This window comes from Neisseria bergeri, assembly GCA_003044455.1.
Classification (GTDB): Bacteria; Pseudomonadota; Gammaproteobacteria; order Burkholderiales; family Neisseriaceae; genus Neisseria; species Neisseria bergeri.
This window is the reverse complement of the sequence record POWY01000017.1, coordinates 15,423-31,947: the sequence shown is the minus strand read 5'-3', so window position 1 is coordinate 31,947 and position 16,525 is coordinate 15,423. Positions and strand designations below refer to the sequence as shown.

13 protein-coding genes and 1 tRNA gene are annotated in these 16,525 nt (G+C 52.4%); 9 read left to right on the top strand and 5 right to left on the bottom strand.

The window, feature by feature from the left end; genetic code table 11:
* Positions 1-746: 746 nt before the first annotated feature.
* Positions 747-1,826, bottom strand: a complete 1,080-nt coding sequence (gene apbC / locus DBY86_RS11640; protein WP_107820074.1) for an iron-sulfur cluster carrier protein ApbC — start codon at positions 1,824-1,826, stop codon at positions 747-749.
* Positions 1,827-2,044: 218 nt separating this feature from the next.
* Here apbC and DBY86_RS11635 point away from each other — a divergent pair.
* The 6 genes from DBY86_RS11635 (at position 2,045) to DBY86_RS11605 (ending at position 5,673) form a co-directional block, all read left to right on the top strand.
* Positions 2,045-2,120 (top strand) — tRNA-Lys (locus DBY86_RS11635).
* Between the two features lie 79 nt (positions 2,121-2,199).
* Entirely contained in the window at positions 2,200-2,709 is a 510-nt protein-coding gene (locus DBY86_RS11630) for a protein disulfide oxidoreductase (RefSeq protein WP_061702828.1), read from the top strand.
* A gap of 340 nt (positions 2,710-3,049) precedes the next feature.
* Positions 3,050-3,490: a MarR family adhesin repressor NadR gene (nadR, locus tag DBY86_RS11620; protein ID WP_061702827.1), complete on the top strand. Its 441-nt coding sequence runs from the start codon at positions 3,050-3,052 to the stop codon at positions 3,488-3,490.
* Positions 3,491-3,603: 113 nt separating this feature from the next.
* On the top strand, positions 3,604-4,104 hold the full coding sequence (gene hpaC / locus DBY86_RS11615; protein ID WP_061702826.1) for a 4-hydroxyphenylacetate 3-monooxygenase, reductase component: 501 nt from the start codon (positions 3,604-3,606) through the stop codon (positions 4,102-4,104).
* 19 nt (positions 4,105-4,123) lie between these two features.
* Positions 4,124-4,819, top strand: coding sequence for an N-acetylmuramate alpha-1-phosphate uridylyltransferase MurU (gene murU / locus DBY86_RS11610; RefSeq protein ID WP_107820072.1), 696 nt, complete (start codon positions 4,124-4,126; stop codon positions 4,817-4,819).
* A gap of 269 nt (positions 4,820-5,088) precedes the next feature.
* Positions 5,089-5,673, top strand: a complete 585-nt coding sequence (locus tag DBY86_RS11605) for a DUF4274 domain-containing protein (protein ID WP_107820071.1) — start codon at positions 5,089-5,091, stop codon at positions 5,671-5,673.
* Between the two features lie 189 nt (positions 5,674-5,862).
* Here the strand turns inward: DBY86_RS11605 and hpf are convergent, their stop codons facing one another.
* Both hpf and rpoN read right to left on the bottom strand, forming a co-directional pair.
* Positions 5,863-6,156, bottom strand: a complete 294-nt coding sequence (gene hpf / locus DBY86_RS11600; RefSeq protein ID WP_107820070.1) for a ribosome hibernation-promoting factor, HPF/YfiA family — start codon at positions 6,154-6,156, stop codon at positions 5,863-5,865.
* Positions 6,157-6,230: 74 nt separating this feature from the next.
* The gene (rpoN, locus tag DBY86_RS11595) at positions 6,231-7,574 is read right to left on the bottom strand and encodes an RNA polymerase factor sigma-54 (protein ID WP_107820079.1); all 1,344 of its coding nucleotides are present in this window, start codon (positions 7,572-7,574) and stop codon (positions 6,231-6,233) included.
* A 349-nt stretch (positions 7,575-7,923) separates the two neighbouring features.
* Between rpoN and katA the strand changes: the two genes are divergently transcribed.
* From katA to DBY86_RS11515, 3 genes are all read left to right on the top strand, one after another.
* Positions 7,924-9,438, top strand: a complete 1,515-nt coding sequence (gene katA, locus DBY86_RS11585) for a catalase KatA (protein ID WP_107820068.1) — start codon at positions 7,924-7,926, stop codon at positions 9,436-9,438.
* Between the two features lie 1,678 nt (positions 9,439-11,116).
* A complete protein-coding gene (locus tag DBY86_RS11545) occupies positions 11,117-11,563 on the top strand; it encodes a pilin (protein WP_107820065.1) in 447 nt (148 codons plus the stop codon).
* A 1,005-nt stretch (positions 11,564-12,568) separates the two neighbouring features.
* Positions 12,569-13,135 carry a manganese efflux pump MntP gene (locus DBY86_RS11515; RefSeq protein WP_107820063.1) on the top strand — a complete coding sequence of 189 codons (567 nt, stop codon included), beginning with the start codon at positions 12,569-12,571 and terminating at the stop codon, positions 13,133-13,135.
* 242 nt (positions 13,136-13,377) lie between these two features.
* On the opposite strand, the gene DBY86_RS11505 is transcribed toward DBY86_RS11515, so the two are convergent.
* On the bottom strand, positions 13,378-15,414 hold the full coding sequence (locus DBY86_RS11505; protein WP_107820061.1) for a M3 family metallopeptidase: 2,037 nt from the start codon (positions 15,412-15,414) through the stop codon (positions 13,378-13,380).
* 87 nt (positions 15,415-15,501) lie between these two features.
* The gene (locus tag DBY86_RS11500; RefSeq protein WP_199901102.1) at positions 15,502-16,374 is read right to left on the bottom strand and encodes a mechanosensitive ion channel family protein; all 873 of its coding nucleotides are present in this window, start codon (positions 16,372-16,374) and stop codon (positions 15,502-15,504) included.
* Positions 16,375-16,525: the final 151 nt, after the last annotated feature.

The following is a 16,525-nucleotide window of genomic DNA, read 5'->3' as shown; positions in this document are numbered from 1 at the left end:
AGGTAATGTGTTCGTAGGCGTAGGCTAAATCTGCCTGTACATACGGGCCGCGACCATTGTCTTCACTTGCCGCCTGCGCTGCGGAAGAGAAGAGAAGAGAAGAGAAGAGAAGAGAAGAGAAGAGAAGAGAAGAGAAGGTTTTTTTTGGGGGCTGGATTCATTTTCGGCTCCGTATTCGGTTTAACTGATTAAAAAAGAACGATTTTCACTGATGGTTCAAGGGCGGATTGTATCGGGTTTGGGGCGATGTTTCAACACATAGCACCGCGCCTGATGCGCGCTTTATGCGTTTGGCGCGTTCGGCGGCGGGAAATTTGCCTGCTTTTCCCGCGTCGGGCGGGAATCCGGTCCGTTCGGTACGGAAACTTATCGGATAAAACGGTTTCTCCAACCCTGCGTTCTAGATTCCCACTTTCGTGGGAATGACGGTTCAGTTGCATAGGGTCGGATTGCCGAAAGGTGAGGATTCGATGGATTCGATGAAAACGGTAGAAATGTGGGATTGATGGAAACGGCGGGCTGAAGCCCACCCTGTGGTTACTGTCAGGTTTCGGTTATGTTGGAATTTCGGGAAACTTATGAATCGTCATTCCCGCGCAGGCGGGAATCTAGAACGTGGAATCTAAGAAACCGTTTTATCCGATAAGTTTCCGCACCGACAGGTCCGGATTCCCGCTTTCGCGGGAATGACGGCGTATCGGCAGGCGCGGGGTTTCAGACGGCATTGCGGTTTCGGGGGCGGGGCTTTATTCGACGACGATTTTGGGGAAGCGGCTGCTGAAGTCTTTGCCTTTGTCGGCAATGCTCAGGGCGATTTGGAATGCGGCATCGGTGTAGATTTTGGCGATGGCGGGGTGTTTGTCGAACAGTTGTGCCGTCGTGCCGCCGTCCATCGCTTCGCGCACGGGCAGGCTTAGGGGGAGCTGTCCGAGCAGGGGGACGTTGAGGCGTGCCGCCAAATCTTTGCCGCCGTCCGTGCCGAACAGTGCTTCGCTGTGCCCGCAGTTGGAGCAGATATGGACGGACATGTTTTCCAATACGCCCAAAATGGGGATGTTGACTTTGCGGAACATATCCACGGCCTTGCGCGCGTCTATCAGGGCGATGTCCTGCGGCGTGGTTACGATGACCGATCCGGTTACGGGGATGCGCTGGGACAGCGTGAGTTGGATGTCGCCCGTGCCGGGGGGCAGGTCGATAAACAGGTAGTCCACTTCGTCCCACTCGCTTTGGAACATCAGCTGCTGCAAGGCTTGGCTGACCATCGGCCCGCGCCAGACGACGGCTTGGTCGGTATCGACCAGAAAACCGATGGACATGACTTGTATGCCGTTTGAAGATTCGACGGGAATCAGTTTTTGGTTTTTCTGATCGGGTTTGCGGTTGTGTACGCCCAGCATCGTGGGCTGGCTCGGGCCGTAAAGGTCGGCATCGAGCACGCCGACGCGCGCGCCCATGCGCGCCATCGCGGTGGCAAGGTTGGCGGTCGTCGTCGATTTGCCCACGCCGCCTTTGCCGGAGGCGACGGCGATGATGTTTTTCACACCTTTGATGGTGGTAACGCCGGGCTGGACTTTGTGTGTGCCGATTTCCGTGTCCATGGACAGATGGATGTGTGTGTCGCCTGTCAGCGGCATCAGGGTTTCTTGCACGGCATCGGCGACGGCGGCGGCAATGTGCGCGACGGGGAAACCGAAATGCAGGGCGATATGGATGCCGTCTGAATGCTGTTCGACCGAGCGGACGGCCTTTTCGCTGCCGAGTGTGCGTGCCGTATTCGGGATGCCGACAGTTTCAAGGAGGGGGCGGATATTTTGTATATTCATGATGTGTGCCTCTGTTCGCAAGTTGGGTGAGAGGAAGATAGACGGAAAGTGTACATGATTTTGGGCAGTTTGCTTTTTTCTTGTGCGAACTTTTACACGGCATGGGTCGGATTGTGAAAATCCGTTGCCAAAATATTCCGTGCAAACAGCGGTCTGCAATTAAGCCTGTAAAATTTGCTTGACGGTGGGAAGAGGAGTTGTATAATGCACAGCTTATCGGGTCGTTAGCTCAGTCGGTAGAGCAGCGGACTTTTAATCCGTTGGTCGAGCGTTCGAATCGCTCACGACCCACCAGATAACCGGAAGCCAAGTTTTAGGACTTGGCTTTTTTGTTTGCCTGCAGGTTGCGCGGGCGTACCGTTTGCGGGGGCGTATGAAAAAGAAACTGCTTTCGGGCATCAAATTTGCTGTTCAGACGGCATTGGTGTTTTTGCTGGTGTCGCTGTGTCTGGATTGGGTACGCAAGCCCGACGAACCTGCCGGGGCGGCAGGGCGGCCTTTGACCCTGCTGTCGGGGCAGCGGCTGACTTTGGGACAGTTTAGCCGGGATAGGGCGGTGCTGGTGTATTTTTGGGGGAGCTGGTGCGGCGTGTGCCGTTATCAGTCGCCGATAATCGATGATTTGGCGGCGGACGGCGTTCCGGTCGTCGGTGTGGCGGTACGTTCGGGCAGCGCGTCCGAAGTGGCGGCATATATGGCAAAACGGGGCTTGGGCTTTCCGACTGTCAACGATGAGGACGGGGGTTTGGCAAGCTCTTGGCGGATTGTCGCAACGCCTGCCGTCGTTTTGGTCAAAAATGGGAAAATGATCCACTATACGACGGGAATCAGCAGCTATTGGGGTTTGCGTGCAAGAATCTTTCAGGCAGATGTTTTCGGTTAACCTTTGTTCCTGTTAAACTTTCCGCTGTGTGGAAAATCAAACGGCATATGCCTTGCGCGGCGGATGCGGCGGCTTTTGTTTTTTGGGAAAGAGCCGGCGCGCCTGCCGATGTAATCCCTTGTTGTGATTGTGGGAAAAATAGATTAAGATATAACTATTAAAATATTTTTAGATAGGATTATCGGAATTAAAGTCTTTTATACCCAGTCGTCCGATGCGGTTTATAGAGTATTGTTGCTATATGTTCGTTTTGTTATATAACGGTTGCATCAAAAATTACGCCCACAGGCTTTCCTGACGGTTTGAAAGTTTGATTTTCGATAACTTGGAGACTTAAACAATGCCTACCCAATCAAAACATGCGTCTATCAATATCGGTCTGATACAGGCAAGGGAAGCCCTGATGACCCAATTCAGGCCTATTCTGAATCAGGCGAATATTACCGATCAGCAATGGCGGATTATCCGTCTTTTGGCGGAAAACGGTACGCTGGACTTTCAAGATTTGGCGAATCAGGCGTGCATCCTGCGCCCCAGCCTGACCGGTATCCTGACCCGCCTTGAAAAAGCAGGTCTGGTTGTCCGCCTGAAACCTTCCAACGACCAACGGCGCGTTTATCTGAAGCTGACTGCCGAGGGCGAGAAACTGTATGAGGAAATCGGCGAAGAAGTGGACGAACGCTACGATGCTATCGAAGAAGTGTTGTCCCGCGAGAAAATGCTGCTGCTTAAAGATTTGTTGGCAGAGCTTGCCAAAATCGAGGATGCGTTGAACTCGTAATACGCCGTAACGCGCGGAAACGTCCGCACGGCGGGATTCCGAATCAGGATTGCTGCACATAGGGGATGCCTTGTGTGCAGCATTCTTATATAGGGGACAGTTTAAGGGGAAAAATGACGGATTTGCAGAAAGAATTTCAAACCTCATTCCGTGATGCGATGGCATCTTGCGCGGCAGGTGTTCATGTCATTACGACAGAGGGATCGGCAGGACGTTACGGCATCACGATGACTGCGGTTACACCGGTTACGGATGAGCCTCCAACCGTGATGCTGTGTATCAACCGTAAAGCCCGTATCATCCCGATACTGTCGGAAAACGGCAGCCTCTGCATCAATACGCTGGCGGACGAACATCAGGATGTTGCCGAACATTTTGCCGGGCTGACCGGCCTGTCGCCCGAAGAGCGGTTTGCCTACCACATCTGGCATCGCGGCAAAACCGGACAGCTTGAAATAGAGGGCGCGTTGGCGCACCTGCACGGGCATATTGTCGGTCAACATGAAATCGGCACACATTTTGTGTTTTACGTCAGGCTCGACGAAATTAAAAATTGCGTGGGCAAACGTCCGGCGCTGCTTTACTTCAGACGGCAGTTTAGATCTTTAGACTGATATTCGGACAGATATATATATGAAAGCGATGATACTGGCGGCAGGACGCGGCGAGCGTATGCGCCCTTTGACCGATACCACTCCGAAGCCGCTGCTTGATGTGGCGGGTAAGCCTCTAATCGGTTGGCACCTATGCCGTCTGAAGCAGGCAGGGTTTACAGAAGTAGTCATCAACCATGCGTGGTTGGGTCGGCAGATAGAAGATGTTTTGGGCGACGGCTCGCCATATGGTGTGAACATTGCCTATTCGCCCGAACCCGCAGGCGGCTTGGAAACCGCAGGCGGTATCGCACGGGCATTGCCGCTGTTGGGCGATGCCCCGTTTTTGGTTGTCAATGGCGATGTGCTGACCGACATCGATTTTACCGCCGCGTTTCAGACGGCATCGTCCCTGCCCGAGCATATTTCCGCACATTTGTGGCTGGTGGAAAATCCCCCGCACCATCCCGACGGTGATTTTTTGCTGCTGCCGGACGGAAGCGTACAGTCGGAAGTATCCGGCGGCAACGGATTGACATTCAGCGGCGTGGGTATTTACCGTCCTGAAATGTTTGATGGAATTGAAGCGGGCAGTGTGGCGAAACTCGCGCCCATATTGCGTGGCGAAATGCGGCAAAATCGGGTGAGTGGTCAGAAGCATACGGGTTTGTGGCTGGATGTCGGTACGGTAGACCGTCTGAAAGAGGCCCAAGCCGTTGCAGGGGCTTGGAAGTAAACGGAACGGGATGCGGATTTGCATCCCGTTTTCTTATTGCAGCCGTCTTAACTGATGCATTGCATCTTTAAAGGTTTTCGGAACAGGTTGTGCGGAGGTATATATCGTAAATAAGCATGTATACAATAAGGAAGATGGGGATTATGTAGAGCTGGTAATTGAATAGTGTATTAAAATAATTACGATATAATTTCACGGGTTCTGATAGTAAATGACAGATATTTGTTCAAAAAAAGATAGTTACAAATCGAAATTTTAGGAGGTACAGTATGTTAACGATAAGTGATATTCTCAATGACGATTTTGAATGGGACGAAGTCAAAATTGATGACGATGAATTTGAGAAATTAAGCACAGAGCTTATTATTGATTTTCTTAAGAAAAATACTCCGAAAGAAAGACAGCTATTAGCAATAAGTTGGAACTTTGATAATTCTAAAAAAGTAATCCAGTGGATAGTTGATCAGCCAGATACTGACAGAGGCACAATCCTTTATTTGTACTGGTACATGGCACCTGATTTTTATAAAGAGAACTGTGTGGACAGAAAAGAATGCGAAGAAAAATATTCATGGGGCTTAGAAGATTATGATATTTTAGATACCATTGAAACAAACTATCTTTCTGATTTTTATAATGTTCAAATTTATGCATTTAATCCGACTAACGATTTATATTCTGGAGGACATGATTGGACAAAAGGATATGACGATAGTAAAGCAAAATCAAAAATACCAGAAGTAATGTTTAAGGCGTTAGATGGTGAAATTCTTGAAAGTCCAGACTGGGATGAAGGAATTCCAGAAGCCCTTTCTGTAATTATGGACAAGCTTTACAACGCTTTGGATGAATAAAAAAGATAAATCCCAGTTTGTCGGGGTAATACCTTTTAACGATAACCTTAAGCTATCGTTAAAAAGTTCATGGAGTTGAGCATCAAAACCGGTTCAAGATAAGGCGGATTTGCTTCATGTTTGGTTATGCAGGATAAACAATGCCGTCTGAAACGGAAATCCGTTTCAGACGGCATTTTGCCGATTCGGTCAGTTGCGGACTTCGCCGCTTTTTTCTTTGTGTTTCAATACGGCGCGGTCAAGTTTGTCTATCAGGGTGTCGATGGCGGCATACATGTCCTGACCGTCGGACTCGACGTGCAGGTCTTTACCGGCAAGGTGTACGTCTGCCTCGGCCTTATGGCCGGCTTTTTCCACAGACAGCGTTACGGTTATAGAAATGATGTCCGAAGCATGGCGGTTGATGCGCTCCAGTTTCTTGGAAACGTGGTTTTTGATGGCTTCGGTAACGTCAAAATTCAGACCGGTGATTTTCAGATTCATGATACAGCTCCTTCGGTGGGTTCTGTCCGTCGGCGACGGAACGGAAAAACGGGTTGTAGCATTGTGTTGAAAAATTATTCTGCGGTTTTGCGTTTGTGTGCTGCCGGAATCTCAAGGGATTCTCTGTATTTGGCAACGGTGCGGCGGGAAATTTCCATACCGCGAAGTTCCAACAGGCGGGCAAGTGCTTCGTCGGAATAGGGCTTGCGTTTGTCTTCGCTGCCGACAAGCTGGGAGAGTGCGGCTTTAACGGCGTGTTGGCTGACGGCTTTTTTGCCTTCTTCCGTTTGAACTGCCTGCGTGAAGAAATAGCGTAGCGCAAACACTCCGCGCGGGCAAGACAAATATTTTTGGTTGGCCGCGCGGGAAACGGTACTTTCTGCCACACCCAATTCGGCGGCGGCATCTTTCATCAGCAGGGGGACGAGTCCGATTTCGCCAAAAGTGAAAAAGTCTGCCTGATGTTTAACGATGTATTCGGTAAGAAGGACGACGGTTGCCTTCCTCAATTCGAGCGAATCGATACGTTGTCTGGCTTCGCTGATTTTTTCCTTCCACTCGGGCGAGAGGCCTTCAGACGGCATCAGTTCGCAATATTCGCTGTTCATTTGCAGAGGAGGCAGGGAGTCTTCGTTGAAACTGACCGTCCAGCCGTCTTTACTTTCCTCAACCCAGACATCCGGGCGGATATACGGCGTGGGCGTGGACGAGGCAAAACCGGCGGCGGGAAAGGGATTGAGCGAAGCAATGAGGTCGAGTGCGGCTTCGAGTGTACCGCTGTCGGTTTGGGGCAGGCGTTTTTTTATTCGTGCGAGGGTTTGGCTGCGGTTGCCGTCTATGCTGTCGAGTGCGGTTCGGACGATATGCAGGGCGGCGGTTTTGGCGGCGCATCCGTCCGATCTTTCTATCTGCAATATCAGCGATTCGTTCAAATCGGCGGCGGCCACGCCTGCCGGGTCAAATTTTTTCAATGCGGTCAGGGCTTGTTTCAGCATTGCCTCATCCAACATCCACTCCAAGGGCGTATGGTCGAGGATGTCTTCGATGCTGTCGGTCAGATAACCCTGCTCGTCAAGGAAATCGATAAGGATGTGGACACAGGCGGCTTCTTGGTCGGAAAGCGGGTGTTCGCACACTTGCGCGTGCAGGTATTGCTTGAAATCTTCTTCGCCGGCGATGTTGGACAGCATATCTTCGCCTTCGTCTCCGCCGATTTGGCGCGCGGGCGCAGTGTAATGGCTGAATTCGGCATCGGAAAATTCATCCGTGTCTTTGCGTTCGAGCAGGGGGTTGTCCGACAGCCAGTCCTCAACCTCGCGTTCAAGTTCGATACCCGACATCTGCAATACGCGCAAAGATTGTTGCAGCCGCTGGTCGAGCTGCTGGGTCTGTTTGAGCTTTATTCCGAGTAAGGTCATGATAATGTGGGGGAAATTGTTATTTTCAGCCTGCCGGCGCAAAAAAATGCCGCAAAGCGTCATTGCATTATAAATGGTTTTAATGGGCGGGTTCGGGTTCTGTCCGATAACAAAAAACAAACGGAAATCAAAAACCGATTGCTTATAACAATATTAAATCGATTTCATAGTTTTAATAGCGAAAATCTTGGCGTATAGTCGCATCCATAGTTTTTGCAAAAGGAAAACAAAATGTCGATTCAAGAAATTTATTGCAATCAAGAAACCGGTTACGAATACGCTTTCCGCCAAATCGTACTGTAAGCCGTTTACCCCCCATTTGACCAACCCGAGAAAAGGAACAAGAGCGATGACTGCCTCCAAATGCCCCGTAACCCATCTGACCATGAACAACGGCGCGCCCGTTGCCGACAATCAAAACAGCCTGACCGCCGGCCCGCGCGGCCCCCTGCTGGCGCAGGATTTGTGGCTGAATGAAAAACTCGCCGACTTCGTGCGCGAAGTCATCCCCGAACGCCGTATGCACGCCAAAGGTTCGGGCGCGTTCGGCACGTTTACCGTAACGCACGACATCACCAAATACACCCGCGCCAAAATCTTCAGCGAAGTCGGCAAAAAAACCGAGATGTTCGCCCGTTTCACTACCGTGGCAGGCGAGCGCGGCGCAGCCGATGCGGAACGCGACATCCGAGGCTTTGCCTTGAAGTTCTATACCGAAGAAGGCAACTGGGATGTGGTCGGCAACAACACGCCCGTGTTCTTCCTGCGCGACCCGCGTAAGTTCCCCGACTTGAACAAAGCCGTCAAACGCGATCCGCGCACCAATATGCGCTCCGCCACAAACAACTGGGATTTTTGGACGCTGCTGCCCGAAGCGTTGCACCAAGTTACCATCGTGATGAGCGACCGGGGCATCCCTGCCGGCTACCGCCATATGCACGGCTTCGGTTCGCATACTTACAGCTTCTGGAACGAAGCAGGCGAGCGTTTTTGGGTGAAATTCCATTTCCGCACCCAACAAGGCATTAAAAACCTGACCAACGAAGAAGCCGCCAAAATCATCGCCGAAGACCGCGAAAGCCACCAGCGCGACCTGTACGAAGCCATCGAGCGCGGCGAGTTTCCGAAATGGACGATGTACATCCAAGTGATGCCCGAAGCCGATGCCGAAAAAGTGCCGTATCATCCGTTTGACTTGACCAAAGTTTGGCCGAAAAAAGACTATCCGCTGATTGAAGTGGGCGAATTCGAGTTGAACCGCAATCCCGAAAACTTCTTCGCCGATGTGGAACAATCCGCCTTCGCACCGAGCAACCTCGTTCCCGGTGTCGGCGCGAGCCCGGATAAAATGTTGCAGGCGCGTTTGTTCAACTACGCCGACGCGCAACGTTACCGCTTGGGCGTGAATTTCCGCCAAATCCCCGTCAACCGCCCGCGTTGCCCCGTACACAGCAACCAGCGCGACGGACAAGGCCGCGCCGACGGCAACTACGGCAGCCTGCCGCACTACGAACCCAACAGCTTCGGCCAATGGCAGCAACAACCCGACTTCGCCGAACCGCCTTTGAAAATCAACGGCGACGCGGCGCACTGGGACTACCGCCAAGACGATGACGACTACTTCAGCCAACCGCGCGCCTTGTTCAACCTGATGAACGACGAGCAGAAACAGGCATTGTTCGGCAACACCGCCGCCGCAATGGGCGACGCGCCCGACTTCATCAAATACCGCCATATCCGCAACTGCTACCGTTGCGACCCGGCATACGGTGAAGGTGTAGCCAAAGCCCTCGGACTGACTGTCGAAGACGCACAAGCCGCCCGCGCGACCGACCCTGCATTGGGACAGCCCGGTTTGCTGTAAGGAGGAATTATGTGGATGGAAATTGAAGAAATCCTGTCCCGCGCCGTCCGCTACCGGAAATAACCGGGCATAAAAATGCCGTCTGAAACGTCGTTTGACCGCTTCAGACGGCATTTCCACACCCCGCCCCCGCCGTTTCAGACGGCATTTTTATATCGAATACAAATTTATATTAAATACAAAAATACCGTCATTCCCGCCCCACAGCCCACTTTTCCGCCGTCATTCCCGCACCATCCCCACCGGTTCAAACCGGCACGGAAACTTTTCCGCGTCATTCCCACGAAAGTGGGAATCCAGAACGTAAAATCTAAAGAAACCGTTTTATCTGATAAGTTTCCGCACCGACAACTCTAGATTCCCGCCTGCGCGGGAATGACGGGATTTCTGTTTTTGATTTTTTGTTTTTGGGGAATAACGGGATTTGAGGTTGCGGGCATTTATCGGGAAAACAGCAACCCCTCCTCCGTCATTCCCACGAAAGTGGGAATCCAGAACGTAAAATCTAAAGAAACCGTTTTCCCCGATAAGTTTCCGCACCGACAAAACTGGATTCCCGCCTGCGCGGGAATGACGGGATTTCTGTTTTTGATTTTTTTTGTTTTTGGGGAATGACGGGATTTGAGGTTGCGGGCATTTATCGGGAAAACAGCAACCCCTCCTCCGTCATTCCCACGAAAGTGGGAATCTAGAACGTAAAATCTAAAGAAACCGTTTTTCCCGATAAGTTTCTGTGCCGACAACTCTGGATTCCCGCCTGCGCGGGAATGACGAATCCATCCGCACGGAAACCCGCATCCCGTCATTCCCGCGAAAGTGGGAATCCAGAACGTAAAATCTAAAGAAACCGTTTTACCCGATAAGTTTCCGTACCGACAAAACTGGATTCCCGCCTGCGCGGGAATGACGAATCCATCCGCACGGAAACCAAAACCCCGTCATTCCCACGAAAGTGGGAATCCAGAACGTAAAATCTAAAGAAACCGTTTTACCCGATAAGTTTCCGTACCGACAACTCTGGATTCCCGCCTGCGCGGGAATGACGGTTCAGCGTTCCGTAGGGCAGGACGTAGGGTGGGCTTCAGCCCGCCATTCCCGCCCCACAGCCAACTTTTCCGCGTCATTCCCGCGAAAGCGGGAATCCGGGTCCGTTGAGTTTCAGCCATTTCTGATAAATTCTTGCAGCTTTGAGTTTCTAGATTCCCACTTTCGTGGGAATGACGGGATACGGGTTTTCGTGTGGACATATCCGTCATTCCCGCGCAGGCGGGAATCCAGGACTCGTCCGCACGGAAACTTATATTTCGTCATCACACCAATCCCACCCTGCCCCACACCCCCCAAAAAAAACCAAAAAAACCCAATCTGACAAAATCTGACAAAAAACGTCAGCACAAAACTGACAAAAATTGTCACAACTGACAAAAAACGTCAGCCCGCCGCATTATTCCGCCGCATTCCGCGCCGCGTTGATATAAAAAATACCCATACCAAACAGACAAATAAAAAAATATTCTGTAAAATGCCGAGCCGAACCCGTTTTTGGCACGCCGCTTGCTGGTAAGAAGGCAAGCCGAACCAAAAAAACCATCGGTCAAATACATTACGGGTTTACGTTTGCGGCGGATGCCGCAAATCTCCAATCAAACTTAAACATTTTCAAACAGGAGTCATCCAAATGAAAGCAATCCAAAAAGGTTTCACCCTGATCGAGCTGATGATCGTCATCGCCATCGTCGGTATCTTGGCAGCCGTCGCCCTGCCCGCATACCAAGACTACACCGCGCGCGCCCAAATGTCCGAAGCCCTGACTTTGGCAGAAGGTCAAAAATCCGCAGTGGTCGAGTATTATTCCGACAACGGCACGTTCCCGAACAGCAATGCTTCCGCAGGTATTGCTTCTGCTTCTCAGATTACAGGTAAATATGTAAAATCGGTTGATGTTAAAGGCGGCGGTACCTCTGCCACCATTACCTCCACCATGAAATCTTCCGGTGTGAACAAAGACATCCAAGGTAAAACCTTGACACTCGTCGGCAAACAAAACTCCGGCTCGTTCTCTTGGGAATGTAAAAAAGGTACTGTGGACGACAAATTCCTGCCGTCTTCCTGCCGCGCCAAATAAGGACAATGACCGGGTTTGACCCCGCCGTGAAAACAAATGCCGCCCGAACAGCCTGGGCGGCATTTCCTATTCCCCTTTGCCGCTTCAGACGGCATCCTCCGTCCGCCTTTGCCGTTTTGGCGGGCGTTTTTTATTAAACGCAAAATATCCCGTCATTCCCGCGCCATCCCCACCGGCTCAAACCGGCACGGAAACTTTTCCGCGTCATTCCCACGAAAGTGGGAATCCAGAACGTAAAATCTAAAGAAACCGTTTTACCCGATAAGTTTCCGCACCGACAACTCTAGATTCCCGCCTGCGCGGGAATGACGGGATTTCTGTTTTTGATTTTTTGTTTTTGGGGAATAACGGGATTTGAGGTTGCGGGCATTTATCGGGAAAACAGCAACCCCTCCTCCGTCATTCCCACGAAAGTGGGAATCCAGAACGTAAAATCTAAAGAAACCGTTTTTCCCGATAAGTTTCCGCGCCGACAACTCTGGATTCCCGCCTGCGCGGGAATGACGAAATTTCTGTTTTTGATTTTTTGTTTTTGAGGAATGACGGGATTTGAGGTTGCGGGCATTTATCGGGAAAACAGCAACCCCTCCTCCGTCATTCCCACGAAAGTGGGAATCCGGGTTCGTTGAGTTTCAGCCATTTCTAATAAATTCTTGCAACTTTGAGTTTCCGGATTCCCGCCTGCGCGGGAATGACGAAATTTCTGTTTTTGATTTTTTGTTTTTGGGGAATGACGGGATTTGAGATTGCGGGCATTTATCGGGAAAACAGCAACCCCTCCTCCGTCATTCCCACGAAAGTGGGAATCCAGGTTCGTTGAGTTTCAGCCATTTCTAATAAATTCTTGCAACTTTGAGTTTCCGGATTCCCGCCTGCGTGGGAATGATGATATTTCTGTTTTTGATTTTTTGTTTTTGCGGGAATGACGGAATACGGGTTTTCGTGCGGCGTTTTTCGCGCTTTGCTGTTTTGCTATAATCCGCCCTTTTTAAGGACGGGTGCGGTATGAGTCTTTACGCTTTGCTCTTGATTGCGCTGGGGATGTCGATGGATGCGTTTGCCGTCGCGCTGGCAAAGGGTGCGGCGGTCAGGATGCCCCCGCGCAAAATTGCAGCAACGGCTTTGGTGTTCGGCACGGTCGAAGCACTCACGCCGCTGGCGGGCTGGGCGGGCGGTTTTTATGCCAAGCCGTTTATCAGCGAATGGGACCATTGGGTGGCTTTCGTCCTGCTGGGCGGGCTGGGTCTGAAAATGATGCGCGCAGGGTTGTCCGGCGAGGCGGAAGACGCGCGGGAAACCAAACGGGAAAGCCTGTGGTTGACGGTTCTGACTGCTTTTGGAACCAGCATCGACTCTATGATCGTCGGGGTGGGCCTGGCGTTTATGGAGGTAAACATCGCCTTTGCCGCCGCTGTCATCGGTATGGCGACGACGGTGATGGTTGCCATCGGGCTGACGGCAGGCGGGGCGTTGGGCGGGCTGTTTGGGAAACGTGCGGAGTTTGCCGGCGGGCTGGTGCTGATCGCCATCGGCACTTGGACGCTCTTGTCGCACTTGGGTTTGATTCAATGATGTCGGAAAATAAAATGCAAAAATATTCCGTCATTCCCGCGAAAGCGGGAATCCAGAACGTAAAATCTAAAGAAACCGTTTTTCCCGATAAGTTTCTGTACCGACAACTCTAGATTCCCGCCTGCGCGGGAATGACGGGATTTTGGCTTGCTGTTTTTGTGAAAATGGCGAAACCGCGCAAATGCTGATGCCGTCTGAAACACTGTTTGATTGTTTCAGACGGCATTTTTTGTTCACATCGATCAAGCCGCGTTGTCGAAGCCGCTGTGGCGCAAAAGTGCGTCTATGCGCGGTTCGCGCCCCCGGAAGGCTTTGAAGGATTCTGCCGCACTGCGGGAGCCGCCGACGGCGAGGATTTCCTGCCAAAAGCGTTTGCCTGTGGCGGCAACGTCGCCGCTTTCTTCAAAGGCGGCGTATGCGTCCGCGCTCAATACTTCCGCCCACGCGTAGCTGTAATAGCCTGCGGAATAGCCGCCGGCGAAGATATGACCGAAGCTCAAGGCGAAGCGGTTGTATTCGGGCGGTTGGATAACGGCAACTTCTTCACGCACTTGGTCTAAAACCTGTTGCCAGTTTTTCAGACGGCATTCGTCGCTTTCGCTGTAAATCATCATATCGAAGAGGGCGAACTCCATCTGGCGGACGAGGAACATTCCGCGTTGGAAGTTTTTGGCGGCAAGCATTTTGTCGAAGAGTTCTTTCGGCAGGGGAACGCCGGTTTCTTCGTGGGCGGACATTTGTGCCAAAACGTCGTATTCCCAAACGAAATTTTCCATAAACTGGCTGGGCAGTTCGACGGCGTCCCATTCTACGCCGTTGATGCCGGATACGCCCAGTTCGTCCACTTGGGTGAGCAGGTGGTGCAGCCCGTGGCCGGTTTCGTGGAAGAGTGTGAGGATTTCGTCGTGGCTCAAACGCGCTTCCCTGCCGCCGACGGGCGGGGTGAAGTTGCAGACGAGGTAGGCGGTGGGCAGTTGCAGCGTGCCGTCTGAAAAACGGCGGCGGCCTTTGTAGTCGTTCATCCACGCGCCGCCGCGTTTGCCTTCGCGTGCGTACAAATCCATATAAACGCCGCCTATGGTTTCGCCGTTCTGTTGCAATTCAAAGTAGCGCACGTCTTTGTGCCAGACGGGGACGGTTTTTTCGGCGAATCCGATGCCGTAGAGTTTTTTGATTTGGGCGAACAGTCCTGCCAAAACTTTGCCGACGGGGAAGTATTTTTTGACTTCGGTTTCGCTGAACGCGTATTTGGCTTCGCGCAGTTTTTCGCCGGCGTAGCCCAAGTCCCACGGCTGCAAATCGGCGAGGTTCAGGCGTTCGCGGGCGAAGGCTTTGACTTCGGCGAGGTCTTTTTCGGCGTAGGGTTTGGCGCGGTGGGCGAGGTCGTGCAGGAAGTTTAAAACTTGTTCGGGCGTGTCCGCCATTTTGGTTGCCAGCGACAATTCGGCGTAGTTTTTGAAGCCGAGCAGTTTGGCGGTTTGCAGGGCGTTTTCGAGCGTGCGGTCGATGTTGGCGGTGTTGTCGAATTTGCCGCCGTCTGAAAGTTCGCTGGCGCGGGTCACGTAGGCGCGGTAGATTTGTTCGCGCAGTTCGCGGTTGTCGGCGTATTGGATGACGGCAAGGTAGTGCGGAATCTGCAAGCCGATTTTGTAACCTGTTTTGCCTTCGTTTTGCGCGGCGGCGGCAAACATGGCGAGCGAGTCTTCGGGGATGCCGGCAAGCGGTGCGGCATCGTCAAAGTAAATACCGAACGCGTCGGTCGCGTCTAGGACGTTTTGGGAGAATTTGGCGGAAAGTTGCGCGCCTTCGGTTTGCAGTTGCGCCAGTTCTGCCTGCTGTTCGGGCGGCAATTCTGCGCCGCTCAATACGAAATCGCGCAGGTCGTGGTTGAGTTTGGTTTTTTGTGCGGCGGAGAGGGTGTCGAACTCGGGGGAGTTTTTGATGGTTTTGAAGCGGTTGTACAGCTCGATGTCTTGTCCGATTTCGGTGAAGAAAATGGTGATTTCAGGCATCAATTCATTGTAGGCGGCGCGCAGTTCGGGCGTGTCGGCGACGGCGTTGAGGTGCGACACGACGCCCCAAATTCTGCCGACGCGTTCGGTGATGCCGGTCAGGGGTTCGACGGTGTTTGCCCAGCCGGTGTGCGTTTGGGCTTTGACTTCGGCAATCTGCGCGCGCGCTTCGGCAATGGCGGTTTGGACGGCGGGTTTGATGTCTTCGGTTTGGATGGCGTCGAAACGGGGTTCTTCGCCCAAGTGGAGCAGTGCGTTGTCAGTCATAAGATGGGTTTCCTTTGTGTGTTGTGCTTCAGACGGCATATCGGCAATATGCCGTCTGAAGCCGGAAATGGTGCCGGATGGGGAAAGTTAAAGTGTTTCGGAGCCGGCGGGATGGTTTAACAGGCGGTATTGTACGCGCAAAAATTCGTCCATAACCGCCTGTTGGATTTCCAGCCGCTTTGAAACGGGGGAGGCGAAGCGGACGATGATGCGGTATGCCTTGTCGTCGTACGGTACGCGGGTAACGCGCGGTCTGGCGGCGGGCGTGATAAACAGTTTTTCCGCCTGCACGTTTTCCAAATGCCGCTGAATGGCGGGGATGTAGGGCGCGCACAAGGGCTCGAGTACGGCTTTCAGACGGCATACGGCTTCATCCGAATCCAAATGGATGGGAACGGGGATTTCGACCGTATGGATGACATAGTCGCCCAAAATATTGTCGCGGCGCACGGGGTGGCTCAACAACAGGCTGTTGGGGAAAGAAACGGTGGTTCCCGCAAGCTGTCCGACCAAGGGGTTCGGGCCGACCTGCATCATCAGCGTGTTCAACAGGTTGATATCGACCACGCGCCCGCGCAGGCCGTTGATTTCGATATAGTCGCCGACCGAGTATTGCTGGGTGGCAGACCTTAAAATACTGCCCGACAGACACATAATCAGTTCTTTTGTCGCCACGACGACCGCCGCCGCCACCGCAAACATCGACAAAGCCAGCGTTTGAATTTGCGCCGACCAGATAAATGCCAGCGAAAACAGCACCAAAAGCAGCGTTACATTGCGGCTGGCAACCAAAAACCGCCGCTTGCTTTCGATGCTGAAATCCGGATGCCGTCTGAAGTGGATGTTCAACAGAAGGGCGCGCGCCAGCAGCAAAGCCGCAACCGCCGCCACGGATTCGGCCGCCTCCGCGCGTATCGGGACGGCATCGAGCCAAGTGTCCAACATATTCCATATTTCCATTTCCGCGCCCCTGTCCGAAAAGTATAGGGCGTAGATTTTAGTGGCAAAAAAACGCTTTTGCCACTTTGCCGGCAAATCCCGCGCCCGTACCGGCCGCCAATGCGCCGCCCGCCCTTTCAGACGGCATACGGATGCGGATAACGCTGAATCA

Bases quoted from the DNA above. Each gene is read 5' to 3' on its own strand.
- hpaC (WP_061702826.1), top strand. From the start codon at position 3,604: ATGACGGATTTGCAGAAAGAATTTCAAACCTCATTCCGTGATGCGATG.
- murU (WP_107820072.1), top strand. From the start codon at position 4,124: ATGAAAGCGATGATACTGGCGGCAGGACGCGGCGAGCGTATGCGCCCT.
- rpoN (WP_107820079.1), bottom strand. From the start codon at position 7,574: ATGACCTTACTCGGAATAAAGCTCAAACAGACCCAGCAGCTCGACCAG.
- DBY86_RS11630 (WP_061702828.1), top strand. From the start codon at position 2,200: ATGAAAAAGAAACTGCTTTCGGGCATCAAATTTGCTGTTCAGACGGCA.
- apbC (WP_107820074.1), bottom strand. From the start codon at position 1,826: ATGAATATACAAAATATCCGCCCCCTCCTTGAAACTGTCGGCATCCCG.
- DBY86_RS11515 (WP_107820063.1), top strand. From the start codon at position 12,569: ATGAGTCTTTACGCTTTGCTCTTGATTGCGCTGGGGATGTCGATGGAT.
- DBY86_RS11545 (WP_107820065.1), top strand. From the start codon at position 11,117: ATGAAAGCAATCCAAAAAGGTTTCACCCTGATCGAGCTGATGATCGTC.
- DBY86_RS11605 (WP_107820071.1), top strand. From the start codon at position 5,089: ATGTTAACGATAAGTGATATTCTCAATGACGATTTTGAATGGGACGAA.
- DBY86_RS11500 (WP_199901102.1), bottom strand. From the start codon at position 16,374: ATGGAAATATGGAATATGTTGGACACTTGGCTCGATGCCGTCCCGATA.
- katA (WP_107820068.1), top strand. From the start codon at position 7,924: ATGACTGCCTCCAAATGCCCCGTAACCCATCTGACCATGAACAACGGC.
- DBY86_RS11505 (WP_107820061.1), bottom strand. From the start codon at position 15,414: ATGACTGACAACGCACTGCTCCACTTGGGCGAAGAACCCCGTTTCGAC.
- hpf (WP_107820070.1), bottom strand. From the start codon at position 6,156: ATGAATCTGAAAATCACCGGTCTGAATTTTGACGTTACCGAAGCCATC.
- nadR (WP_061702827.1), top strand. From the start codon at position 3,050: ATGCCTACCCAATCAAAACATGCGTCTATCAATATCGGTCTGATACAG.